This is a genomic window from Leucobacter luti (genome assembly GCF_019464495.1).
Classification (GTDB): Bacteria; Actinomycetota; Actinomycetes; order Actinomycetales; family Microbacteriaceae; genus Leucobacter; species Leucobacter luti_A.
This window is the reverse complement of record NZ_CP080492.1, coordinates 1923356-1946226: the sequence shown is the minus strand read 5'-3', so window position 1 is coordinate 1946226 and position 22871 is coordinate 1923356. Positions and strand designations below refer to the sequence as shown.

The 22871-nt window shown below is 66.5% G+C and carries 29 protein-coding genes and 1 pseudogene; 17 read left to right on the top strand and 13 right to left on the bottom strand.

The window, feature by feature from the left end; translation table 11 throughout:
• Nucleotides 1–160: 160 nt before the first annotated feature.
• Nucleotides 161–559 (bottom strand): glycerol-3-phosphate cytidylyltransferase, encoded by a 399-nt coding sequence (gene tagD / locus K1X41_RS08755; protein ID WP_220174407.1) that lies wholly within the window; start codon nucleotides 557–559, stop codon nucleotides 161–163.
• Between the two features lie 134 nt (nucleotides 560–693).
• Here tagD and K1X41_RS08750 point away from each other — a divergent pair, with 134 nt between their 5' ends.
• Nucleotides 694–870: a hypothetical protein gene (locus K1X41_RS08750; protein WP_220174406.1), complete on the top strand. Its 177-nt coding sequence runs from the start codon at nucleotides 694–696 to the stop codon at nucleotides 868–870.
• Here K1X41_RS08750 and K1X41_RS08745 read toward each other — a convergent pair.
• The 3 genes from K1X41_RS08745 to K1X41_RS08735 all read right to left on the bottom strand — a co-directional run bounded on the left by K1X41_RS08745 (nucleotide 867) and on the right by K1X41_RS08735 (nucleotide 3087).
• Nucleotides 867–1085 carry an SCO4848 family membrane protein gene (locus K1X41_RS08745; RefSeq protein WP_220174405.1) on the bottom strand — a complete coding sequence of 73 codons (219 nt, stop codon included), beginning with the start codon at nucleotides 1083–1085 and terminating at the stop codon, nucleotides 867–869. The two genes, K1X41_RS08750 and K1X41_RS08745, sit on opposite strands and share 4 nt — an antisense overlap.
• A 111-nt stretch (nucleotides 1086–1196) precedes the next feature.
• Entirely contained in the window at nucleotides 1197–2417 is a 1221-nt protein-coding gene (locus K1X41_RS08740; RefSeq protein WP_220174404.1) for an MFS transporter, read from the bottom strand.
• Nucleotides 2404–3087, bottom strand: coding sequence for a FadR/GntR family transcriptional regulator (locus K1X41_RS08735; protein WP_220174403.1), 684 nt, complete (start codon nucleotides 3085–3087; stop codon nucleotides 2404–2406). Before K1X41_RS08735 ends, K1X41_RS08740 begins: the two co-directional genes overlap by 14 nt.
• Before the next feature lie 112 nt (nucleotides 3088–3199).
• On the opposite strand from K1X41_RS08735, the gene K1X41_RS08730 reads away from it, so the two are divergent.
• The 9 genes and pseudogenes from K1X41_RS08730 to K1X41_RS15570 form a co-directional block, all read left to right on the top strand.
• Nucleotides 3200–4258, top strand: a complete 1059-nt coding sequence (locus K1X41_RS08730) for an amidohydrolase family protein (protein WP_220174402.1) — start codon at nucleotides 3200–3202, stop codon at nucleotides 4256–4258.
• A 100-nt stretch (nucleotides 4259–4358) separates the two neighbouring features.
• Complete coding sequence (locus K1X41_RS08725; RefSeq protein ID WP_220174401.1) at nucleotides 4359–6014, top strand: ABC transporter substrate-binding protein; 1656 nt, start codon at nucleotides 4359–4361, stop codon at nucleotides 6012–6014.
• Nucleotides 6015–6017: 3 nt separating this feature from the next.
• On the top strand, nucleotides 6018–6968 hold the full coding sequence (locus K1X41_RS08720; protein ID WP_243642931.1) for an ABC transporter permease: 951 nt from the start codon (nucleotides 6018–6020) through the stop codon (nucleotides 6966–6968).
• Nucleotides 6965–7849 carry an ABC transporter permease gene (locus K1X41_RS08715; RefSeq protein ID WP_220174400.1) on the top strand — a complete coding sequence of 295 codons (885 nt, stop codon included), beginning with the start codon at nucleotides 6965–6967 and terminating at the stop codon, nucleotides 7847–7849. The genes K1X41_RS08720 and K1X41_RS08715 overlap by 4 nt, the downstream gene beginning before the upstream one ends.
• On the top strand, nucleotides 7846–8334 hold the full coding sequence (locus tag K1X41_RS15580) for an ATP-binding cassette domain-containing protein (protein ID WP_258566397.1): 489 nt from the start codon (nucleotides 7846–7848) through the stop codon (nucleotides 8332–8334). Before K1X41_RS08715 ends, K1X41_RS15580 begins: the two co-directional genes overlap by 4 nt.
• On the top strand, nucleotides 8331–8702 hold the full coding sequence (locus K1X41_RS15575; RefSeq protein WP_258566396.1) for an ABC transporter ATP-binding protein: 372 nt from the start codon (nucleotides 8331–8333) through the stop codon (nucleotides 8700–8702). The genes K1X41_RS15580 and K1X41_RS15575 overlap by 4 nt, the downstream gene beginning before the upstream one ends.
• On the top strand, nucleotides 8699–9550 hold the full coding sequence (locus tag K1X41_RS08705; protein WP_220174399.1) for an ATP-binding cassette domain-containing protein: 852 nt from the start codon (nucleotides 8699–8701) through the stop codon (nucleotides 9548–9550). Before K1X41_RS15575 ends, K1X41_RS08705 begins: the two co-directional genes overlap by 4 nt.
• Nucleotides 9547–10662, top strand: a complete 1116-nt coding sequence (locus K1X41_RS08700) for an amidohydrolase family protein (protein WP_220174398.1) — start codon at nucleotides 9547–9549, stop codon at nucleotides 10660–10662. The genes K1X41_RS08705 and K1X41_RS08700 overlap by 4 nt, the downstream gene beginning before the upstream one ends.
• A gap of 20 nt (nucleotides 10663–10682) precedes the next feature.
• Nucleotides 10683–10877: pseudogene (locus K1X41_RS15570) on the top strand (amidohydrolase family protein); the annotation flags it as partial.
• Between the two features lie 277 nt (nucleotides 10878–11154).
• Here K1X41_RS15570 and K1X41_RS08695 read toward each other — a convergent pair.
• Nucleotides 11155–12540, bottom strand: a complete 1386-nt coding sequence (locus K1X41_RS08695; protein ID WP_133616292.1) for an APC family permease — start codon at nucleotides 12538–12540, stop codon at nucleotides 11155–11157.
• 234 nt (nucleotides 12541–12774) lie between these two features.
• Here K1X41_RS08695 and K1X41_RS08690 point away from each other — a divergent pair, with 234 nt between their 5' ends.
• The gene (locus K1X41_RS08690; RefSeq protein ID WP_207907460.1) at nucleotides 12775–13482 is read left to right on the top strand and encodes a GntR family transcriptional regulator; all 708 of its coding nucleotides are present in this window, start codon (nucleotides 12775–12777) and stop codon (nucleotides 13480–13482) included.
• Between the two features lie 111 nt (nucleotides 13483–13593).
• Nucleotides 13594–13992: an acyl-CoA thioesterase gene (locus K1X41_RS08685; RefSeq protein WP_132205721.1), complete on the top strand. Its 399-nt coding sequence runs from the start codon at nucleotides 13594–13596 to the stop codon at nucleotides 13990–13992.
• Nucleotides 13993–14077: 85 nt separating this feature from the next.
• Here the strand turns inward: K1X41_RS08685 and K1X41_RS08680 are convergent, their stop codons facing one another.
• Together K1X41_RS08680 and K1X41_RS08675 are read right to left on the bottom strand one after the other, a co-directional pair.
• The gene (locus tag K1X41_RS08680) at nucleotides 14078–14533 is read right to left on the bottom strand and encodes a GNAT family N-acetyltransferase (protein WP_132205723.1); all 456 of its coding nucleotides are present in this window, start codon (nucleotides 14531–14533) and stop codon (nucleotides 14078–14080) included.
• Nucleotides 14530–14820 carry a cupin domain-containing protein gene (locus K1X41_RS08675; RefSeq protein WP_133616290.1) on the bottom strand — a complete coding sequence of 97 codons (291 nt, stop codon included), beginning with the start codon at nucleotides 14818–14820 and terminating at the stop codon, nucleotides 14530–14532. Before K1X41_RS08675 ends, K1X41_RS08680 begins: the two co-directional genes overlap by 4 nt.
• 217 nt (nucleotides 14821–15037) lie before the next feature.
• Here K1X41_RS08675 and K1X41_RS08670 point away from each other — a divergent pair, with 217 nt between their 5' ends.
• On the top strand, nucleotides 15038–15643 hold the full coding sequence (locus tag K1X41_RS08670; RefSeq protein WP_243736024.1) for an HdeD family acid-resistance protein: 606 nt from the start codon (nucleotides 15038–15040) through the stop codon (nucleotides 15641–15643).
• 94 nt (nucleotides 15644–15737) lie between these two features.
• On the opposite strand, the gene K1X41_RS08665 is transcribed toward K1X41_RS08670, so the two are convergent.
• Genes K1X41_RS08665 through K1X41_RS08650 form a run of 4 tightly spaced genes read right to left on the bottom strand, consistent with a single transcriptional unit; the run spans nucleotide 15738 to nucleotide 18382 of the window.
• Nucleotides 15738–16196: an SseB family protein gene (locus K1X41_RS08665; RefSeq protein WP_133616289.1), complete on the bottom strand. Its 459-nt coding sequence runs from the start codon at nucleotides 16194–16196 to the stop codon at nucleotides 15738–15740.
• Between the two features lie 25 nt (nucleotides 16197–16221).
• Nucleotides 16222–16875, bottom strand: coding sequence for an energy-coupling factor transporter transmembrane component T family protein (locus K1X41_RS08660; RefSeq protein WP_220174397.1), 654 nt, complete (start codon nucleotides 16873–16875; stop codon nucleotides 16222–16224).
• On the bottom strand, nucleotides 16872–17759 hold the full coding sequence (locus tag K1X41_RS08655) for an energy-coupling factor ABC transporter ATP-binding protein (RefSeq protein ID WP_220174396.1): 888 nt from the start codon (nucleotides 17757–17759) through the stop codon (nucleotides 16872–16874). The genes K1X41_RS08660 and K1X41_RS08655 overlap by 4 nt, the downstream gene beginning before the upstream one ends.
• On the bottom strand, nucleotides 17756–18382 hold the full coding sequence (locus K1X41_RS08650) for a biotin transporter BioY (RefSeq protein WP_132205733.1): 627 nt from the start codon (nucleotides 18380–18382) through the stop codon (nucleotides 17756–17758). The genes K1X41_RS08655 and K1X41_RS08650 overlap by 4 nt, the downstream gene beginning before the upstream one ends.
• Nucleotides 18383–18474: 92 nt before the next feature.
• Between K1X41_RS08650 and K1X41_RS08645 the strand changes: the two genes are divergently transcribed.
• The 4 genes from K1X41_RS08645 to K1X41_RS08630 all read left to right on the top strand — a co-directional run bounded on the left by K1X41_RS08645 (nucleotide 18475) and on the right by K1X41_RS08630 (nucleotide 20734).
• On the top strand, nucleotides 18475–19143 hold the full coding sequence (locus K1X41_RS08645) for a TetR family transcriptional regulator (protein ID WP_220174395.1): 669 nt from the start codon (nucleotides 18475–18477) through the stop codon (nucleotides 19141–19143).
• Nucleotides 19144–19392: 249 nt separating this feature from the next.
• On the top strand, nucleotides 19393–19590 hold the full coding sequence (locus tag K1X41_RS08640; RefSeq protein ID WP_130453427.1) for a hypothetical protein: 198 nt from the start codon (nucleotides 19393–19395) through the stop codon (nucleotides 19588–19590).
• Nucleotides 19591–19756: 166 nt separating this feature from the next.
• The gene (locus tag K1X41_RS08635; RefSeq protein WP_132205737.1) at nucleotides 19757–19975 is read left to right on the top strand and encodes a hypothetical protein; all 219 of its coding nucleotides are present in this window, start codon (nucleotides 19757–19759) and stop codon (nucleotides 19973–19975) included.
• A 294-nt stretch (nucleotides 19976–20269) separates the two neighbouring features.
• Nucleotides 20270–20734: a GNAT family N-acetyltransferase gene (locus K1X41_RS08630; protein WP_220174394.1), complete on the top strand. Its 465-nt coding sequence runs from the start codon at nucleotides 20270–20272 to the stop codon at nucleotides 20732–20734.
• A gap of 29 nt (nucleotides 20735–20763) precedes the next feature.
• Here the strand turns inward: K1X41_RS08630 and nucS are convergent, their stop codons facing one another.
• Nucleotides 20764–21456 carry an endonuclease NucS gene (gene nucS / locus K1X41_RS08625; protein ID WP_132205741.1) on the bottom strand — a complete coding sequence of 231 codons (693 nt, stop codon included), beginning with the start codon at nucleotides 21454–21456 and terminating at the stop codon, nucleotides 20764–20766.
• Between the two features lie 81 nt (nucleotides 21457–21537).
• Nucleotides 21538–22815 (bottom strand): MFS transporter, encoded by a 1278-nt coding sequence (locus K1X41_RS08620; protein ID WP_132205743.1) that lies wholly within the window; start codon nucleotides 22813–22815, stop codon nucleotides 21538–21540.
• Between the last annotated feature and the right edge of the window lie 56 nt (nucleotides 22816–22871).

Sequence of the window (22871 nt, the reverse complement as noted above, 5' to 3'; positions counted from 1 at the left end):
GCTTCACGCGTGATGAAGCCGCCAACTGGGGCCCTTTAGTGGTGCGGCGCGCACGAGTGCGGAGCGAGCGGGTGCCAGGGCGCCGGGGCGCACCGCGGATCAGATCGTGGTCGTATCCCGTCCCGACTGAGGACGCGGAGCTGCCGGGGCGAGGCGCGGGCTAGGCGTTGACGCCGAGGTCTTTTTTGATCTTGGACGTGGAGACGCCCTCGGTGCGGTCGAGGTAGATCACCTCGCAGTAGTCGCGCAGCACCTCGAAGCGGGGGTCGCCCTCCCAATCGCCGCCCATGACGACGGTGTCGATCTCGTACTTCTGCACGTCGCCGATCTTCTGGTCCCACGCGTGCTCCGGGATCACGAGGTCGACGTAGCGCACCGCCTCGAGCATGTTCTTGCGGGTTTCGAAGTCATGGTAGGTCTTCTTGCCCTTGCCCGCGTTGAACTCTTCGCTCGATGCGGCGACGACGAGGTAGTCGCCGAGGGCACGGGCACGCCGCAGCAGTCGGATGTGACCCCAGTGCAGGAGATCGAACGTGCCGTAGGTGAGGATCCGCTTCATCCCTCCATCCTAGGCGTGGAGCTGATTCCGCGCTGAGAATCAGATCGGCCAGGGGTAGCCGTGGCAGTGCGACGGGCGTATTCTGAGGCCACGTGATCTCATCCGACGTGGTGAGATCCGGATGGGAGGACACGATGTTGAATGAACAGCGACGGGGTGTGACTGATCACGAGTCGGACCCAGCTCACAACACCGATGAGGGCCACGAGTGGGTGGACGAGGGCGGAGCCTCGCATCTCGGACCAGCGACGCACACGGACTCTGGCCGCCACGAGACTGTCGAGCCCGAAAGCGAGCCTGCGGAGCACTAGGGCTGCAGGAGCAGCATGACGCCGGCGATGGCAGAGACCACTGCGATGAGCAGTGCGATCCCGATGAGGATCGCGTGCACCTTCAAGAAGCGCGTGGCGCGCCCCTGATCATCCCGGGCGCGCGGATCGTGAGCCACTCGCGTCCAGAATCGGGGCCACACCACGATGTTGTAGACGGCATTGATGAGCAGCACGATTCCGGCGAAGACGACCATGCCCACAGTCTATGCTCGCCTGGGCCTGGGCCTGGGCCTGGGCCTGGGCCTGGGCCTGGGCCTGCGCATGCTGCGCAGCGCACTCCGCGCGGCGGAGGCCTCTTCGCTCGCTTACTCCCCGGCGGTCGTGACGGCAGCCGGGGAGTGCCCCGTTCCGCGCTGCGAGGCGCGCGATCCGGCCACCCCGAATACCAGCTCGACACCTGCAATCCCCACGAGCAGAAGCAGGATTGCGGACCACTCGATTTTCGCCTGCGACAGCAATCCGAGCACGAGTGGGCCCGCTGCGGCGAACGCATAGCCCACGCCCTGACTCACCGCGGAGAACGCCGCCGTTTGGCTTGCGCTTGGAGCGGTGAACACGATGAGTGCGATCGCGAGGCCGAACGCCCCGCTCTGCGCGATTCCGAGCAGTGCCACCACGAGCGGAGCGAATTCGATCGGGCCGTAGGCCAGCCCGAGCAGGGAGGCGGCTGAGAGCAGCGCGACTCCCACGATCAGCGGGGTGCGCAGCCTCGGTTTCGACGCAAGCGTTGGCGCAACGAGGGAGGCGGGCAGGCCCGCGATACTGAGCCAAGCGAGCAGCAGGCCTGCCGCGCTCGGGCTGAGGCCGCGATCCAGAGCGATCGTCGGGAGCCACGCGGTGAGTGCGAAGTAGATGAGTGCCTGGCATCCGAAGAACCCGGTCACTGCCCAGATCCCCGGTGCACGAAACACCGAAGTGCGCGGCACGGGGGCAGCGAGCTGCTCGGACCCCGCCGGGGCGGCAAGGCCCGGCCCGAAGCCGAGTGCAAGCCCGAGTGCGATGAGCAACGGCACGGCCCACGCCATCAGCGCCGCCGACACGCTCTCGCCGAGCACGTGCAGCAGGGGGACGGAGAACGCTGCGCCGACTGCCGCGCTGACTCCGAACGACGTCGTGTACACCCCGGTCCAGAAGCCACCGCGGTGGGCGAGCCCCTGGCGAATGATCTGCGGCGCGAGGATCCCGAGCAGCGCGATCGCAGCTCCGCCAAGGATCACTCCAGCAAAGAGCAGTGGAGTCGCGAGCGGGCGCACGAGTGTGGCGAGTGCGAGCAGCGCGAGGAGCAGTGTCACCGCGCGGGAAAGCCCGAACCGGCGCACGAGCAGCGGGGCGAAGGGTGATGCGAGCCCGAACATCAGTACGGGAAGTGAGCTCAGCGCTGCGAGCCCGCTAGCCGAGAGCCCGTAGGCGGTGCCGATATCGGCGAGCAGCGGGGAAACGGACGTGATGGGGAAGCGGACGCTCAAGCCGATCGCGAGGATCAGGACACCGGCTGAGACCCCCCTGCGCCGCTCAGTCGAGCTCATTGAGGAGACGCTCTTGCTGCTCCAGTACTCCGAGCGCGGCAGCGGCCGCGCGATTCGGATCCTGCGCGGCGATGGCCTGGAACAGCGCGACGTGCATATCGGCACGATCGGGATCATTGCGCTGGGCGAGGCACGAGGCGTCTGCCACTGATTCACGGAGCGAGGCGTCGAAGCTCGCGTAGATATCGGCGAGCAGCCGGTTGCCCGAGGCGTGCGCGATACCGAGGTGATACGCGACATCGGCGTCGGCGAATGCCTCGGCGTCACCCGCGGCGATGGCCGCAGTGCGCTCTGTGAGTCGCCCCTCGAGCTCCGCAAGTTCCGTATCGCTGCGATGCTCTGCAGCCTCCCGGGCTGCCAGTTCGTCGAGCGCGCGCCGCACCCGGATCACTTCGCGGCTGTCCGCCGAGTGAATCGCGCGCCGCAGCGCCACCTGCGTTGGATCGGTGGCGATGACGTAGGTGCCGTCGCCCTGTTTGGTCTCGAGGAGCCCGAGTTGTACGAGCGAGCGGACCGCCTCGCGCACGGAGGGCCTGCTGACGCCGAGTGTCGTGGTGAGTTCGGCCTCCGAGGGGATCCGATCGCCAGGCACCCAGCGGCCAGCGCTGATTTCGCGCTTCAGCTCGTCGACGACAGTGTCGACGAGGGAACGTCGGTTGATTGGTTGCACAAGCACATCCTTGCAGATTCGATAGGTCGTATGGTTATCATATGTCTGACGAGTTGATTCGCGCCATCCCAAACTGTGGCCGGGCGAGCAACCTCACTGAGAAAGGCCTCACATGACGGTGCTCCCGAATCCCCACCTGCTCGCGACCCCGGGCCTCGTGGACAGCCATATCCACCCGGACAAGACCACCTGGGGCGACCCGTGGATGTCGCGTCGCCCGGCGCACTCGCTCACCGAGCTCATCGAGAACGATCGCGCGACCCAGTTCGACCTGCCGTCAAGCGTCGAGGATCGCTCCTACGCGCTGATGCAGCACGCTCTGGCCAACGGCACGCTCGCGATGCGCGCGCACGTTGATGTCTCCACCGAGCTGGGGCTGCGCAACGTCGAAGGCGTGCGCGCCGCGGCCGAGCGCCTCGCACCCCACCTCACCGTGCAGATCGTGGCGTTCCCCCAGTTCGGGCTCCTCACGGATCCCGGCACGCTCGATCTCATGGCAGCCGCGCTGACTGCGGGCGCCGATCTGGTCGGAGGGATTGACCCACTCGGCATCGAGGGAGACCTGCATGGACACCTCGACGCGATCTTCGGGCTCGCGGATCAGTCCGGACGGGATCTCGACATCCACCTGCACGACGGCGGCGAAGACGGGCTCGCGGAGATCCGCGAAATCGCAGCGCGCACGGTCGCAGGCGGCCGCCAGGGGCGCGTCACGATCGGGCACGCGTTCGCGCTGTGCGACGAGACGCTCCCGTCGCTCGGGGAGACGCTCGACTGCGTGGCCGAGGCCGGGATCTGGATCGCCACTTGCGCGCTCGGGCCCGATCCCGTGCCGAATATCGATCGCTTCGAGCAGCACGGTGTCAGGCTCGTCGCCGGGTCAGACGGTGTGCGCGATACCTGGAGCCCGTTCGGCTCTGGCAGCATGGTCGACCGAGCCCACCTCCTGGCCTACCGCACCGGTGCCATGACCGACGCTGAGCTGGAGCGGGCGTTCCGGATCGCATCGACGGCTGGCGGAGAGATGCTCGGGCTGCCGGATCTCGCCGAGTGGGCGGGCGCCACGGCGCCAACCCGGCTGGAGTTCGCCGCCCAGAACCTCGCGCAGCTGGTCGTGGACCGCCCGGCGCCGACGCGCGTGCTGCGCCACGGCGCTGACGTGACCGGCTAACCGCGAGCGGCCGTCCGCACCACACCCTTACGACCACCCACCACAACACCCACCCAACACCCGCACCACCACCGCACCACACTGGAACAAAGGAGTCCCCGTGACTAAACGAACCCTGCTGCTCACCGGCGCGCTCGCCGCAGCGGCACTGACGCTCACCGCCTGCGCTGGCGGAGGAGCCGCACCTGGCGGCGGAGGTGGCGGTGACGCCGCCGCGAAGTTCGACATCGATGCGGCCAGCCTCGCCACCACCACGGAGCCTGGCGCACACCCGGTCGCCGAGGTGACGTGGAACCTGCCGTACGAGCCGATGTCGCTCGACCCGATGCTCTCCTTCAACTACGCGGAGAACACGGTCGATTCCAACACCTGCGAGGGACTTACCCGCATCACCCCCGATCTCACGATCGAGAACGCGCTCGCGGAGAAGATCGAGTCGCCGGATGACACGACGTACGTCTACACCCTGCGCTCCGGCGTGACGTTCTGGGACGGCACACCGCTCACCGCGGACGACGTGGTCTACTCGCTCGGCCGCCAGGTCGGGCCGGAAACGGCGAGCTACTGGACCGACTACTTCCAGAACGTCGCCTCGGTTGAGAAATCAGGCGAGAACCAGGTCACCGTGAAGCTGACACAGCCTGACGCCCTGTTTGAACAGGGCATGTCGAGTGCCGCCGGAGCGATCGTGCAGCAGGCCGCGGCCGAGGCGGCGGGCGAGCAATTCGGCACACCACAGGGCGGCATGATGTGCACCGGCCCGTTCCAGCTCGAAAGCTGGGAGCCAGGCAAGGCGATCACCCTGGTGAAGAACGAGAACTATTGGGATGAGCAGCTGATCCCGAAGGTCGAGAAACTCTCCTTCAGCTTCATTGCGGACGAGTCGACCGCGGTCAACGCGCTGCGATCCGGCGATGTTGACGGCCAGTTCTTCTACCTGCCGCCCGCTGGCCTGAGCCAACTCGAGGGCAGCGACGCGAGCATCACCTTCGGCAAGTCATACATCTTCTGGTCGTTGCGCGCGATCCAGGAGACCGGCACCTTCTCGAACCCGAAGGTGCGCGAGGCGCTGCTCGCGGCAATCGACAGCCGGGCGATCGCCGACGTCGTGTTCCAAGGCGCCGCGATCCCATCGCCGGTGCTCACCGGGCCCGCCTACTACGGTGACGACGAGGCTGGCGCGATGTTCCAGGAGGCGTTCGACAGCTACGAGATGCAGCCGGACATCGCCCACGCGAAGGAACTCCTGGCCGACGCTGGTGACATCTCCGCTCCGATCGTGCTCGGCGTGCAGGGCTCCTCCGCAGTGCACGAACAGACGGCCAACCTGATCCAGGCTGCTGGCCAGGCCATCGGCCTCACGATCGAAACCAAAGTGATCCCGGTTGAGCAGTTCGGTAACCTCTACTTCGACCCGAAGGCGCGCGAGGGTCTCGACGGCTTCTTCACCACCTACTACGGCAATGTGACGGATCCGCTCGACGTCTACACGACGTTCATGCCGGAGAGCACGAACAACTTCATCAAGTACGACGGTGCGGCCCAGGAGCTCACCGACGCCCGCAAGACGCTGGATCCGGTCAAGCGTGCTGAGTACACGATCGCGGCGCAGGAGAAGATCACGCGAGATCTGCCGTGGCTGCCCATGGGGGATCTCCCGGTCATCCTGGTGCAGAACACCGAGATCTCAGGCGCCACGGCGTCCTCGGCGTACCTCGGATACCCGTGGGCCGCCACTATCGGAGGCGTGGAGTAACACGTGTCCATCCCTGCATTCCTCTTGCGGCGATCGGGGAGCTTGCTGCTCGTTCTGCTGATTACCTCGTTCGTTGTCTTCGGTATGCTGTATCTCGCCCCGGGGAGTCCCCTGAGCTTCGTGCTCGGGCCCCGCGGCGGGACTGCCGAGCAGATCGCGCGGGTCACGGCCCAGTACCACCTGGACGACCCGTTCTTCGTGCGCTACTTCGCGTGGGTGGGCGATCTGTTCCGCGGAGACCTCGGCGACTCGGTGGTGTACCGGCAGCCGGTTGCAAATCTGATCGGTGGCCGTGTCGGCACCACCGTTGCGCTCATTGCGCTGGCAACGCTCATCATTGCGGTGGTGGGCGTCGGCCTCGGGCTGCTGGGCTCGCTGCGCGGCGGCTGGGTCGACCAGCTCGTTACGACGCTCGCCACGCTCGGCCTCGCCACGCCGGCGTTTGTCATCGGTGTCGCGCTGATCAGCGTGTTCGCGGTCGGGCTCGGGTGGTTCCCCACGAACGGCAGCGGCAGCGGAGGGATCGACACACTCGTGCACCTGATCCTGCCGGCCACAGCTCTCGCCGTGGCGAGCACCGCCTACCAAGCGCGGATCACGCGCGCCTCGGTGCTTGAGGAGGAGGGGCGCGAACACGTGCAGACCGCCGTCGCACGTGGTCTGCGGCCCGGCCTCATCATTCGCCGCCACATTCTGCGCAACGCGCTCATCCCGATCACGACCGTGCTGGGGCTGACTGTGGCGACGCTGATCGCCGGCGCCGTGGTGATCGAGAACGTGTTCGCGCTTGACGGCCTCGGCTCGCTGCTCGTGCGTGCGATCCTGCAGCGCGACTTCGCGGTGGTGCAGGCGGTGATCCTCGTGCTCGTCGTGGCATTTGTGGTCATCAACGCGATCGTCGACTTCCTGTACACGATCATCGACCCGCGGATCCAGCTGGGGAGCACACAATGACCGCACCATCGACGACTCAGATCGCACTCCGCCGCGTCGCGCTACAGGATCCCGGCTGCCTCACCCGGCTGAGCCGCAAGCTCGGGCCGACGGGAATTATCGCGGCAGCGGTGCTGACCGTGTTCGTGTTCGCAGCGCTGCTGGCGCCGTGGCTTGCGCCGTATGATCCCGACTACCCTGATCTGCTCGCTGCGCTCTCCGGGCCGAGCGCGCAGCACCTGCTCGGCGCCGATGCGCTCGGCAGGGACCTGCTCTCGCGCCTGATGTTCGGGGCGCGGATCACGCTGCTCGGACCCACGCTCGTGATCCTCATCGCGACCGTCGTTGGCACCGTGCTCGCGCTCGTTGCCGCGTGGAATCGAGGCCGCGTCGACACGGTGATCTCGTGGGTACTCGATGTGCTGTTCTCGGTGCCCGGAATCGTGTTTGCGCTGATCGCGGTCGCAATCTTCGGGCCGAATCTGCCCACTGTCGTGGTCGGGCTCTCGATCGGGTACATCCCATACGTCGCCCGCGTGGTGCGTGGCGCTGCGCTGCGGGAGCGCGGCATGCCCTATGTGCAGGCCGCGTGGCTCCAGGGCCAGTCGGGGGTGGGGATCAGCGTGAAGCAGATCCTGCCCAATGTGCAGCCGATCGTGGTCGCACAGGCTGTGTCATCGCTCGGCTTCGCGGTCATCGATCTCGCCGCCGTCTCGTTCCTTGGCCTCGGAGTGCAGCCGCCCACCGCTGATCTCGGCCTGATGGTCAAGAGCGGCTTCGACTCGCTGCTGCGCGGCAACGCGACCGAGGCGATCGTCGCCGGTCTCGCGATCGTGCTCATCGTGTGGAGCATCACCATTGTTGGCGACCGCCTCGCCTCGAACGCAAGGAGCCTCCGATGAGTGCACCGCTGCTCGAAATTGCAGACCTTCACGCCAGTCTGGTCACCAAGTACCGCAGGCTCGACCTGCTCAACGGGGTGAGTCTCACGCTCGACCGCGGTGAGGCGCTCGGCCTCGTCGGAGAGTCGGGATCAGGGAAGTCGCTCACCACGCGCGCGGTGCTGCGGATGCTGGCGCCTGGCTTCCAGACCACCGGGGCGATCCGGTACAACGGGGAGTCGGTGCTCGACATGGGGCGGGAACGCCTGCGGCGATTCCGCGCCGCAGACGTTGGGATGATCTTCCAGGATCCGCGCGCCCACGTGAACCCCGTGCACACCGTTGGGGACTTCCTCACAGAGGCACTGGTGCGGGATCGGGGCCTGCCCCGCGCCGATGTTGAGCGCCGCGCGGTGCAGCTGCTCGACGAGGTCGGGGTGCGGCACGCTGAGCGTCGGCTGAAGCAGTACCCGCACGAGCTGTCCGGGGTCTGCTGCAGCGCGTGATGATCGCAAGTGTGCTGCTCGCTGAGCCGGAGCTGCTGCTGGCGGACGAGCCGACAACGGCGCTCGACGTCACCGCGCAGTCGGACGTGATGGCGATCATCGACGAGCAGCGCAGGGCCCGCGGCCTCGCACTGCTGTTCATCACCCACGATCTGGAGCTCGCGAACGCCTGCTGCGATCGGCTCGCGGTGATGTACGCCGGGGAGATTGTCGAGCAGGGTTCACACGTGTACGACGCACCGACGCACCCGTACACGGTCGAGTTGCTGGGCGCCCGCCCCAGTATCGAGGAGCGGCTCGACCGCCTCCCCGTGCTCGAGTACAACTTGGAACTGCACAACGAGCTGAAGGAGAGGGCCGCACTGTGACCTCACACACGAACGCGCACTCCGCTCCCGCCGGCACGCCGCTGGTGCGCGTCACCGACCTCACGAAAGTGTTTCCAGCACCCCGCGGTACGAAGGGGGAGGATGTCACCGCGGTCGACGGCGTCAGCTTCGAGCTGGGCTCCGACGAGTGCCTCGCCATTGTTGGCGAGTCCGGATCGGGCAAAACCACGGTTGCGCGGATGATCGTCGGCCTGGAACGCGTGTCCTCAGGGCATATCGAGGTTGGCGGCCTGGACTGCACGGCCGCGCCGCGCTCCCTGCGTGATCGCCGCACCCGCGCGCGGGCGGTGCAGTACGTGTTCCAGGATCCGTACTCCTCACTGAACGGGCGGCAGCGGATCGGGGACGTCATCGCGTCGAACCTGAAGCTGCACGGTGCAGGCCCGCGTGAGGTGCGGCTGCGCGCGCAGGGCATCCTCGATGCGGTCGGCCTGCCGAAGCGATTCTTCGACCGCTACCCGCGCGAGCTCTCCGGTGGGCAGCGGCAGCGCGTGGCGATCGCGCGTGCGCTCGCCGCAGACCCCGGGGTGATCGTGCTCGACGAGGCCGTTGCCGCGCTCGACGTGTCGATTCAGGCGCAGATCCTGAACCTGCTGGCCGACATCAAGGCTGAGCGTCAGGTGAGCTACCTGTTCATCTCGCACGATCTCGCGGTCGTGAATCAGATCTCCGATCGCATGATCGTGATGGAAAACGGGGCGGTGGTGGATCAGGGGGTCACCGCGGAGCTGCTGGCGAACCCGACGCACCCGTACACGCGGGCGCTGCGCGCCGCGGTGCCCGGCCCCGGCTGGAAGCCGAAGCGGCGAGAGCAGCTGGCCTCGTGAGTGGGGGCTCGGTCGTTGGCGATGATGCTGAGGCCGCTGCCACCCGCACCGTCGCGCTGCGTGCCTCGCACGTGATCGCGGCCGATCCGGCAGCGGTTCCAGGCTCGCAGCATCCGGGGTTCGTCGAGCTGCGGGACGCAGTGGTCCTCGTCGCCGGCGACCGGATCGCAGCGGTCGCCACTGGCGAGCGCGGTGCGACACTCGCGGCGCGGGCCGACGAGGTGATCGAGCTGGGTGAGAGCCTGCTCATGCCGGGCCTCATCGACCTGGAGGGGCTCGTCGATATCGACCACCTCCTGCTCGACTCGTGGTGGAGCCCGGATCACGAGGCCCGTCTGGAGTGGTCGGAGGTCTACGCACGGCAACCGCGAGAGGTGCTCAGTGCGGCCGAGCGGTCGACCCTGCGTCGCTACGGGCTGGTGCAGTTGCTGCTGCACGGAGTAACGACGGCCATGCCGATTGCGACGGAGCTGCACGGCGCGTGGGCAGAAACCCACGACGACCTGCTTGACACGGCCCACACGGCGAGCGAGCTCGGGCTGCGGGTGTTCCTCGGCCCGTCGTATCGCTCCGGTGTGCACATCACGCGCGCCGACGGATCGCACGGTATCCACTGGGATGCGGCGCAGGGAGAGGCAGCGTTCGCTGGTGCTGCCCGCTTTCTCGATACGGTCGAGGAGCTGGCCGATCCGCTCGTGACCGGTGTGCTCGTGCCGTGCCGAGTTGAGACAGTCACGGACGAGCTGTTGCGGCGCACGGCTGAGCTCTCTGCGTCGCGCGACGTGCTCGTGCGCGTCCACGCCACGCAGGGTCTCGAATCGGAGCGCGGGATCCTGTCGCGCGAGCGCGGCACGACGCCGCTCGGCCTGCTTGAGCGCACCGGCCTCCTGAACGAGCGACTGATCCTCGCCCACGGGGTGTACCTCGATGTGCACCCCGAAGTGCACGGTGAGGATCGCGGCGACCTCGCGACGCTTGCTGCTGCTGGCGCGTCCATCGTGCACTGCCCGGTGACGAACGCGCGCTACGCGTTCTGGCTCGACCGGCTTTCGCAATACCTCGACGCGGGCGTCAACATCGCGCTCGGCAGCGATTCGTTCCCCCAGACCTGATCCGCGCGATCGATACCGGGGTGCAGCTGTCGAAAGCGCAGCATGGCGACCTCGGGCGCGGCATGCTCGCCGAGTACGTCTCGGCTGCGACGCTCGGGGGCGCAGCCGCACTGCGACGGCCCGATCTCGGCCGGATTGAGCCGGGAGCACAGGCTGATCTGGTCGCGTTCTCGCTCGCCGATCTTCGCATGGGGGTGATCGACGATCCGATTCGTACGCTGACGCTCGCGGGCACGGGCCGTGACGCCCACTTCAGTATGGTGGCGGGGCGCGTCGTCCTGCGCGACAGCGCGATCCCCGGCCTGGATATGGCGGCGCTGCGCCGCGCGGGGCAGCTGGTGTTCGAGCGGCTGCGGGCCGCGTACCCGGAGCGCGACGCGCTCGCTCCGGTGGCCGGATCGAGCGCGTCCGAGCTGTTTCCCCGGTGTTCCCGCGGGGGAGTAGCTCGCGTTCCTGGTGCGCCGGCGCCATGTACCGGCGCCGGCGCACCAGTCAGTCCTGGTACTGCAGCGTCGGCATCGTCTCCGTGGCGGCGCCGTCGATCTGCAGCGCCAGCGGCCCGCCAGACTGCTTGCGGCGCACCACGTAGATCGCGATCCCGATCGCGAGCCACACCCCGCCGAGGGCGTAGGTGAACGGCGCGAGTGAGGTCCAGAGCCACGCGATCGATACGAAACCGATGGTGGGCATGATGAGGTGCCGCACGAGGCCCCAGCCGCTGCGCAAGCGCATGTCGAAGAACAGCACCTTGATCGTGGCGAGGTTCACCACGGCGAACGCGACGAGGGCGCCGAAGTTGATCATGTAGACCGCTTGGTCCAGCGTGATGAACAGGGCAACGAGCGCGATCACAGAAACGAGGATCGCTGCGACGTACGGGGTGCGGAAGCGCCGGTGCAGGCGGGCGAGCACGGGTGGCAGGATCCGGTCCCGACCCATTGCGAACAGCACGCGGCTGACGCTCATCTGTGCCGCGGTGCCGCAGAGCACGATACCGACAACGTTCACAATGACGAATACGACCATGAGCACGTCGCCACCCGCCTGTTGCATCAGCTCGGTGCCGGCAGCGTCGAGGTTGTCGAGCTGTGTCCAGTCGGGCACGATGAGGCTGCCGGCGACCGAGAACGCGAGGTAGCCCAGCCCGGCGAAGAGCGTAGAGAGCACGATCCCCTTCGGCACTTTGCGGCGGGGATCCTTTGTCTCCTCCGCGAGCGTTGAGACACCGTCGAAACCGAGGAACGCGAACGCAACGATCGCCGCCGCGGCGAAGATCGGCCCGATCCCACCCTCACCGAGTGAGAGCGGGGTCATTACGGCCTCGAAGCTGAGATCGGGGGCGTTCAGGATCGCGAGCGTGAGGAACACGATGATCACGAGCACTGAGGCGACGATGACCACAGAGTTCATGCGCTTGATCCAGCTCACACCGATGACGCTCAAGAACGCCACGATCGCGATGCAGATGAGCGTGCCAACCCACGACGGGATCATCGTGAACAGGCTGTTGAAGTAGAGCCCGAACAGGAGGAAGTTCACCATCGGGAGGAACAGGTAGTCGAGCATCATGACCCAGCCAGTGAGGAAGCCGGTTGCTGGGCCGAATGCGCGTGTGGCGTAGGCGTATGCGCCGCCGGTGATGGGGACGTGCGCGGCCATGCGCCCGTAACTGTGCGCGGTGAACAGCATGATGATGATCGCCGCAACGTAGGCGGCGGGGAGGTGGCCGTCGCTCAGCGCAGTTGCCGGACCGTAGACCGAGACGACGGAGAGCACGCCCATTGACGTGAGACCGTAAGCGATCAGCGCTGGCAGGCCCAGCGATCGCTTCATGGTGCGCGGCCTCGATGATTCGGAGGCGAGGGTGGGATCGGTCATGCACAGACTCCTTTGCTCTGGTGGACGGCCCACTGGGGCGCGAAACCAGCCCGAGCCCGAATGGATTGTATGCCAGAAATTGCTAAAGTGCGAAATTCCTCGCCATTATGGTGTTCAAAACCGATTTTGGAATGCCAGAATAGAAGAAATTGGTGCACCGCTGCTCCGCGGGCATCATAGAGAGCACGCGCGGTCAGGGCGCCTGATGAGTGCGGTTGAATGGAATCGGTGCGAATGTCAATGAAGAGGGAGCTGGATCACGCCGCGGAGGCGGGTCCCGAATCCGGGCACCTCACACGCGGCGAGGCCGTGTACGAGTGGGTGCGCGAACGGATTATCGACGGACGCCTCCCCACCGGCAGCCGGATCCGGGAACGCGATCTCGCCGAGGAGATCCGTGTTTCGCGCGTGCCGATCCGCGAGGCCTTTCCTCGGCTCGAAGCAGAGGGCTACATTCGTACGCTACCCAGGCGCGGTGCGGTGGTGGCTCCCATGGCGCTGTCAGACGTGATCGAGCTCTTCGACGTGCGCGCTTCGCTGGAGGTGCTGGCGGCGCGGCTCGCGGCTGCGCGGTGTGCGGCAGGCGAACCGGGCGACGAACTGGTGCGCGCGCTCTCCGCAGCGGAGGGTGCGCTCGCAGGAGAAGACAGTCACACGATCGCCAGCGTGACCTCAGATTTTCACGGTGCCATCGTAGATTTGGCTGGCAATGCGCTCCTCCAAGACCTGATGCTCCCGATTCGGGGACGCGTCAAGCGCCTGTTCAACATCGCCAACGAGCGTGACGACGTCGACCTGCATCGCGAGCATCGCGACCTCTGCGACGCGATCGTGCGTGGCCAGGTCGAACGCGCGGCCGCGCTGGCACTGGCGCACGTTGAGCACAGCCGCGCGGACACGGTGCCGATCATTGAACGGATGTCACGGCTGTCGCAGACCTAGTGGGGGCGGAGCGCAGACGTAGAGCAGGCGGCGTGCACACGGCGTGCACACGGCGCAGGATCTCGGTGACAATATTGCCCGTGGCGGAGTCGCCGTGAGTAGGCTTGCGCCATGAGTGAGTATCGGCATATCGTGCGCAAGTGGGTCAAGCCCGAAGACCTCAACCAGCACGGTGCGCTCTTCGGCGGACGCCTGCTGCAGTGGGTGGATGAGGAGGCCGCCATCGTCGCGGTCGCGCAGCTTGGGTCGATTGACGTGGTGACGCGCCACATGTCAGCAATCAACTTTGTGTCGCGCGCAGACCGCGGTGATCTGCTCGAACTCGAGTATCGCGTTGCGGCCTTCGGGCGCACTTCCATCACGCTGAGCTGCCGCGTGGAAAATGCGGTGACCGGCAGCGAGGTGCTCACGCTCGACGAGATCGTGTTTGTCTCGGTTGACGACAGCGGCGCTTCCGTCGCACACGGCCGCTCCGAGCCAACGACCGGCACGGAGCGGCTGCGCGAATAGCGGGGCCGCTGAGTAGGCGGGCCTCCGTGTGCGGCGCTGGGCCCGAGATTCGCGACCGTTGGGCTGCGGTTGCGCTATCGCTGAGCTACCGCTGCGCTGGTGCGAGATCGTAGGTGACCCACGGGGTCTGCGTCGCGACACCGTCGTAGAGACTGCGCGCTGTCGCGTTGCTCTCAGCGGTGATCCAGCGCACCATCGTCGCGCCCTCCTCTGCTGCAATCTCGGCTAGGCGCTGGAGGATCGCACTTCCTGCGCCCGTGCCGCGCGCTTCTGCCGCGGTGAACAAGTCGTCCAGATAGAGCCCGTGTGCGCCGTCGATTGGGCGGGAGAAGCGGCGGAAGTGGCCGATCCCGACGGGCTCGCCACGCACCTCCGCAATCAAGCCACGCGACTCGTGGGCCGGATCCATGAGCCACCCCCAGACCGTTTCAAAGACTGCTGGATCGTGGGGCTTGCCGTAGAAATCGCGGTAGCCACGGTACAGCCGCTCCCAGGCTGCACGATCCGATGGGGCGGCAGCGCGCACCAGCACGGGGCTCACGAGAGACGCTCCACTTCCACGAACACCACGTCGGCGTCGCTGCCGCGATTCTCTACCTGGTGCTCTGAACCGGCCGAGCGGGTGTAGCTCTGTCCGGTGACGAGGGCGGCGACGATCTCGCTGCCGTCGGCGTTGGTCACATACATGGTGCCGGTGACGAGCGGAACGACCACATATTCACACTCGTGGCGGTGCATGGGGATCACGCCACCGGGCTCGATGGTCCACTTCGTGACGCGGAAGTGCTCGTTCTCGAGCTGTACTTCGCCGTTCGATCCAGTGCTCATGATCCTCCTTGATACGCGAGATCCGGGCCTGGCCCGGGGAGCCGCACGTGCGGTCATCCTCAGCCTATGGGATCGCTGCGCCGTTCCGCGGGGGCCAGAACGGCGTCCGGCAATTGCGTGAGGTCGGCGGGGGACCTAGTGGAATTCTCCCTGATGCGGTAAAGATGAAGCATAGCCACGTCCTGGAGGGTCGTGGCCACATCACAAAGGGGGACTCGTGTCCACAAACACAACTGAGAACGCACCGGGCGGCGTTGCGGGCAGTGACGCACAGGTTACGACCCGACTGACTGACGGGATCCGCACCGCCTTTGGCGTTGGCGGGCTCATCGCCTTGGTGCTCGGCTTGCTCATCATTTTCAACCCGGCGAAGTCAGGCGCCGTCGCCATGCAAATCCTGGCTGTGGTCATGGCCGCGTACGCGCTCGTCGTGGGCGTCGTGTACCTCGGCTCCTCGATCTTCAGTCGATCAATGGGTGGCTGGTCGCGAGTAGGCCACATCCTGCTCGGCCTGCTCTACATCATCGGTGGCATCGTGATGATGCTCAACATCGGTGCGGCCGGTGTCGTCATTGCGCTCTTCTTGTCGATCACGGTCGGCATCCTCTGGTTGTTCGAGGGTGTGATGGCCTTCACCGTCGCGGGCAAGAGTGACAACAAGGTGTGGACCATCATCTACGGTGTCGTGAGCGTGATCGCCGGTCTCGTGCTGCTGTTCTCGCCGCTGCTCGGAGCGGTCACCCTGTGGCTGCTGCTCGGTATCTCCATGGTCGTCATGGGAATCGTGCAGGTGATCCGCGCGTTCTCGGTGAAGTCCATCTAGACTGCCCAGCACTTAGCGCAACTTCGCGAGCGGCTCACCCTTCCGGGATGGGCCGCTCGCGATGTTTCCGGGGGAGATTTTTAGCGCATCGCTTCTAGCGCATCGCTTCGAGCGACTCAGCGGTGATCTGATCCGTGCCAGCTGCGAGAGCGACATACTTGCGCAGCACCACGAGTGCTGCGGAGCCTTTGTCGAACTCCGCTGCGACGAAGCGGTCAGAGGCGATCAGCGCGAGCGCCTCGCGCGCCACCATGACTGCTCCCTGCAATTGGTCGCGGCGATCGGCAGGCACGATCTCGCGTAACTCTGCCATCGACGTGAAGATGGGAAGCACGAGCTGGCCGGAAGTGGACCGGATCGTGCGCACGCGTGCACCGCGCTTCCGAGAGGTCGCACCCGTGACATCGATGACGAGGTACCCGTCGCGTAGCGCCGTGAGAAACGCCGCGAGATGCGGGTAATCCGGGGTCTGCTGGAAGGCGTCGAGCGCTGCGCGCGCACCCTCATTCGCGTACTCCGCGTGGACATCCTCGGGAATCTCGGCGTGAACCATGTCCTCTAGCCTACGTGGTGGGCGGCTATCGCTCGTCGCCGTCGTGGTTGCCGGCGCCCTCGGTGTCGTCGTCGCCGATGCCGCGGGCCGTCATTGCCTCCCCAGTGAGCTGCGCGTGTGCGACGGAGCGCAGTACGAGCGGCACGACCCGTGCGCGCAGGCTGTGGTCGAGCCCGCGTGCCCTGGCTGCGGCCCTCGTCTCCTGGGCGACCTCGAGGATGCTCGGAATCGCGCGGATCACGAGCGAGAACGCGAAGGCGACGCGTTCGGGATCGACGCCGAGCGGGCGCAACGGTTGGAGTGCCCAGGCGACGGTGTCGAGCATGTCGTCAACGGCCGTGCTCGCGGTGACCGCGCTTGCGGCGAGGATCAGTGCGAACAGGTCGCCCACGACCTCGAAACCGCGCTCCCACCCGTTCTGCCACGCCTGGAATGCGAACAGTGGGATTGCGATCAGCGCGAAGCCGCGCGTCACGCGCCAAAAGTCGCGGCCGCGGAGGCCGGCGAAGAGCGCGAGCAACACCGCGATCCCGAGCAGGAGCGCGGTCGTCACGGTGCCACGGAGTGCGACGACAGTGGTCGCGAACGCGAAGAGGCCAAGCAGCTTCGCCCCGGGGCGCAGCCGGTGCAGCGCGCTCCGGCCAGGCAGATACGCGCCGAGTGGGCTCACCGTGCTCACGGAGTGATCTCTGGGGCGGACGGCAGATCCGGATTCGGTGCCGCAGCGCGGTGGGTGTCCGCTGCGGGGGCGGTGCCCGCGCGGGTGTCGGGCTCCTCAGCGACGCTCGCTCGGTAGTGTGCAATCGCCCCGGCTGGGGCGCCGTCGAAGACGACAGCGCCGTCGGCGACGACGAGCGTTCGATCCGCGCGGGCGGCGAGTTCGAGGTCGTGGGTGACGATCACGAGCTGCTGCGGGAGGGTGAAGAGGAGATCGCCGATACGGAGTGAGTTGCGCAGGTCAAGCAGTGTCGTGGGCTCGTCGGCGACGAGAATGGCGGGGTCTGTGGCGAGCACAGTGGCAATCGCGAGCAACTGCTTCTGGCCACCGGAGAGGGTGTGCACACTGCGGTCGGCGAGTTCTCGCAAGCCGAACCGTTCCAGCGCAGTGAGGGCGGCGGCGCGGCGATCGGCCTTGTTGCGGATGCGTCGGCGCAGCGAGAGCGCGATGTCCTCTGCGACGGTTGGCATGATCAGCTGAGCCGCCGGATCGGTGAAGACGAAACCGACGGCGCGGCGCACAGCGGCGCCGTCGCGCCCGGTGTCCAGGGGTGCAGCGGGGGCTGCTTCGGCGGTTCCTCGCTCGGTGGATCCTGCTGCGTGATGTCCTCGCCCGATGCTCGGAGCGGCCCCCGAGTGCTCACTGCGATCCGGGGTAATGCGCACAGTCCCCGCGCTCGGCTCCACCAGTCCATTGATGAGCCTGGCGAGCGTCGACTTGCCCGAACCATTCGCCCCAATAATGGAGATCCGACGTTCGGTGAGCGTCAGGGAGATGGGGTGCAGTACCGTCGTGTCACCCCCAGGGCCGGGTGCGACAACGGCGGTGCTCCGAAACTCAATCACGCAGCGATCTTACGCGCTGGGCGCGGCGGGAGGATCGTGGGGAAGGCGCGGTGCACCGCCGTGGCGACGAGGCCCATGAGGAGATTTTTCACGACGTCACCGGGCCAGAACGCGAGATCGGCGAGGAATGCCTGGCCGAGCGTAAGATCGGCACGCCAGGACATCCCGAGGATCCCGAGCGGGTGGATGAAGATGAAGCTCGCGGCGAGGCCGGAGATGAAGATGAGCGGGATGCTCGAAGCGATCCGCTTGCGAGGAAGGCGCTCCACGAAGAACCCGGTGGCAAGAGCGGCGAACGGGAACGCGACGAGGTACCCAACTGAGGGGCCGGCAAACGGGGCGAGGCCGGCGGCGCCGCCTGAGAATACGGGGAGGCCAATCGCGCCGACGGCGAGGTAGAGCAATACCGCGAGGAAGCCGCGGCGAGCACCGAGCACCGCGCCAGCGAGCATCACTGCGAACGTTTGCAGGGTGATGGGCACGGCGCCGCCGACGCTGATGGCTGGCAGTAGCGCACAGACCGCAATGAGCGCTGCGAACGTGGCGATGAGTGCGAGATCTGTGGCCGGGTTGCTGCGGCGGGTCTTGCGCGAGGTCGAAGTCTGCGCGGCGGTGTCAGTCATAGGGCTCCTCTGAGCAGGTGGGCTGGGTCGAGACGACTCAACCTGAACAGTGTTCTGGTGAATGGTGTTCAGGTTAGCGCTAGGATCAAAATATGCGCAACTCACTCGCCGATGTCGTCGCCGCAGCATTGCGCGTGCTTGATGAACAGGGGCTCGAGAACTGCTCGATGCGGCGCGTCGCGGCGGCGCTCGACGTGCAGCCGAGCGCGCTGTACCACCACGTGCCGAACAAGCAGACGCTGCTCGCACTGATGGCTGACGAGATCGTGCTCGGAGTGGGGCCGCGGGTCACCACGGTTTCAGGAGCGGGGACTGCCGGGGATCCGCGTCGGTTGTGCATCGACCTCCGCGAAGCGATGCTCGCGGTGCGCGATGGCGCAGACGTGGTCGCGACGGCAACAGCGTTCCGGCTTGGCCGCTCGCGCATTGAGAATTCGCTCGCGCAACTCGTGGGGAGCGATGGTGCGCGCACGCTCCTGTTGTACACATTCGGGCACGCGCAGTCGACGCAGACGCACCGCCAGGCTGCCGCGCTGGGCGCACTTGTTGACGCGGGCGCTGCGGTCGCAGGCCCTCCTGTCGCAGCTTCCACCGCCGCAGATCCTGCTGTTGCTGGCGCGATCCCGGCTCGAGCGGATCGTCCCGCAGCCGACCTCACTGTCGACCCCGCTGTCGACCTTGACGCCTCCTTTGGCCGCGGTCTCGATCTGATCCTCGCGGGGCTCGCGGCCAGAGAAGCCGCCGAGTTCGTGACGCAGTAGGAGAGCGTGTGGCGAGAAACCCGCGTGCGTCTGCAGCGCAGCCCGAGCGGTGAGATGGCCAGGGTGCCACGCGGATTGAGAGATGTGGTGTAAGCGCGTGGTGGCCCTTGACCGGGCTGGCCTCTCGGGGGATCAGCGGCGCAGGGACACGCCCGGATTTTCCCAAAGCACTCAGCTTGGACTCGTGACGTTCCCAGACTTTAGCGCAAGACTGGTGGTCCACCAACGGTTCACGAAGGGGGAAACCACATGGGATTTCTTGAAGACGCAAAGCACAACGCTGAGGACGCAGTCAAGAAGGCCGGTCAGGCCGTCGAGGACACCGTCGATAAAGCCAAGGACAAGGTCGATGAGCTCCGGGCTGAGGCGGACGTCAAGCGAGCAGAGGCTGAGCGCGATGCCGTGAAGGCCAGAAACGATGTCAAGGACGAGCTCCGCGACAAGTAGTCTGCTCCCAGAACGAACCAGCACTGCCCGCCTTGACTCTGTCGAGGCGGGCAGTGCCGCGTTCGGGGCACGACTGCGGTTGCTGCACGGGTGCGTTTGGTGCACGATTGCGTCCGGGGCACGGTTGCGTTCGGGGCACAGTTGCGGGTGAGAGATCAGGGGAGCCATGGGAATCCGATCAAGCACGGAGTTCGGCGAGCAATACTCGCGCTTTGATGCTGCAGCGGCAGAGGATACGCTGCGCGAACTCGACGAACAATTTGCAGCAGGGGAAATTGAAGCGCACGCCTACTTCGAAAAGAAGCAATCGCTCGTCCGCCTGTTCCTCAAGGCCACGACGAACCCGAGACGTATCCGCCGCGCGGAAAACTACGACGGCGCATAGCCGCGCGGTCGAGGGGCCAGTGCGAATGGATGCTTCGGGGCGAATGGACGTTCCACGGCGGATGGGTGTTCCACGGCGGATGGACCTCACGAACCAGGGCTGAACGGCACCCCTGCTGGGTGCTGGCCCTGGAGCGGTGCGCGACCCGGCAGAGTTGCGCTACTTGGCCGAACTGCAGGGTCGCGCCGAGTTGCAGGGTTCGGCAGAACTGCGCGACCCGTGGAGCGCACCCAAGTGCTTCGCCCACCGCGCTTCGCGGCGCTGTCCAGAAGCGCATCCTTCATACTGGGAGGCATGGGTGAGCGACTGGTGCTGAGGCGTGCCGCGGGCACCGATGTACCTGCCATTCAGGCCCTCGTGCGTGCCGCATATGCGCCGTATGTCGAACGTATCGGGCGTGAGCCTGCACCAATGCACGCAGACTATCCTTCTGCGGTCTTGGCGGGGAACGCGATCGTGGCTCAACATGAGGCGCGAATTGTGGGGGTACTCGTGTGTGAGCCCATCAACGGGTCACTCCATATTGAGAATGTGGCCGTGCACCCCGATGCGCAAGGCCTCGGAGTGGGATCTGCGCTCCTGGCGCACGCCGAAACTCTGGCCGTCTCACTGCGGCTCCCCGAGATCCGGCTTTACACCAACGCGCGAATGACCGAGAATCTTGCGTACTATCCACGACGCGGATTCACAGAGGTCGACCGTCGCGTCGAGGACGGGTTTGACCGAGTGTTCTTCGTGCGTCGGGTCGAGGGCCCGTAGCGAGCCCGCAGTGAGCCCGGCGGGACCGATCAGAACAGGGTGTTCTGATCCTCCATGCCGCGCATCGCATCGTAGTCGAGCACGAGACAGCGGATCCCACGATCCTCGGCCAGCGTGCGCGCCTGCGGCTTGATCTCTTGCGCGGCGAAGACGCCCTGCACCGGCGCAAGCTTGGGGTCACGGTTCATAAGTTCGAGATAGCGAGTGAGCTGCTCGACGCCGTCGATGCCCCCGCGACGCTTGATCTCGATGGCCACTGACCCACCGCTTGCATCCTTCGCAAGGATATCGACAGGGCCGATTGCCGTCATGAACTCGCGGCGCACCAAGGTGTGGCCCGCGCCAGCGAGCTCGATTTGCTCGGCGAGCAACTCCTGGAGATGCGCCTCGACGCCGTCTTTGATGAGGCCCGGGTCGAGCCCGAGGTCGTGTGAGCTGTCGTGGAAAAATTCGAAGATTGAGACGATGAGCTTGTCGGCGGTCTTCTTGTGCACCACCTGCCAGGCCTCCACGATGCCGGCTGCTTCCTGCTCGGCATCGAGCTCGACGGGAGCGAGCGAGCACGGGGGGCTCATCCAGTTCAGTGGCTTGTAGGAGCCACCGTCAGAGTGCACGAGGATACTGCCGTCGTTTTTGAGCATGAGGACCCGCTTGGCCCGGGGCAGGTGGGCCGAGAGCCGGCCGGCATAGTCGACAGAGCAGTCAGCAACAACGATTCGCACGCGCCGTAGTTTACCCGTACTTTGCAGCCGCAAGTTGTGCACGGTGACGGGCCGGGCGCGGCTGCACCGGATGCGGTTCCGCTACGACGCCTCCGCCAGGCCCTTCCGCGCAGGTTCGCGCGCAGTGCCAGCGCAGATGAACGCGATTGCAGCAAAAACCACGATCGGCCAGAACGCGCGCAGCAGCCCGAAGTGCTCGCCCAGGAACCCGATGAGCATGGGGCCGAGGAGATATGCGGTGTACGCGATCGCAGACACGGCTGCGACATCGCGCACCGCCGTCTTCGGGTTGTCGGCCGCGGCGGAGATCCCCACCGGGAAGCCGAATGCGCACCCCACGCCCCACAGCACTGCGCCGACAACGCTCGCCCACGTGCTCGGCACGAGAATCACTACGACCACGCCGAGCACCACGAGTAGCGCTCCACCACGCAGCACGGCGACGCGTCCAAAGCGGGTGAGGAGCCAGGAGCCCGCGATGCGCGTCAGTGTCATCGCGACGAAGAATGCGCCCAGCGTCAATGCTCCGGCCTCATTCGCGAAGCCGCGACCATCAGCGAGCGCGAGCGGCAACCAGTCACTCGCGGTGCCCTCGGCAAGGCTCATGCTCATCGCGATCACGCCGATGATGAGAATCCGTGGGTCTCGCCACGGAGAATACGCACGAGGTGCCGGCCCCACTGGCGTCACGGGCTCAGCCGCGGCCACAATCGGGATCGGACCCGTGTGCACGCTCGCGGGCGGCAGCTGTTCGTGATCGCTTGACTGCGCTGTGTTCGGGATCACTCGTAGCGCACACAATACGCCGACGGCGATGAGCACGAACAGCGCGCCGAGGTGCACGGGGACGGGGATCTTGAGTGCTTCTGCCACGGCGCCGAGCCCCATGGAACCCACGCTGCCGAGGCTGTACGCAGCGTGGAACAGCGGCATCCTCGGCTTGTCCAGCGCGCGCTCCGCCGCCGCACCGCTCACGTTCATTGCAACATCGGAGGTCGCGAAAGTGATGCCGAACACCGCGAGGCACGCGGCGGCGGGGACCGGCAAGTGCGCCCAGAACAGCGCGGCAGCTGCGGGCATCGCGATTGCTTGGCCAATCACGCCGACAGCGAGGGTGCGTTGCGGCCCCAGCCACGTGACGGTGCGACCAGAGAAGATGAGGCCGGCGAGCGAGCCCAGCGCCAGCGTCAGACCAAAGACGCTCATCTCGAGCGTGGTGGCGCCAAGATGATCTCGCACGGCGGGGAGGCGGCTCAGCCAACTCCCGAAACCAGTTCCGAGCAGGGCGAAAACGGCGAGCACGCCGAGGGTCCATCGTCTGGCGGAGCGCAGTCGGAGCGCGGCGTCGGGGGTACTCACCAGATGAGTCTAGGGGGCCAACCACGCTCTGTCACGGGTGCCCACTGAGGCAGAGC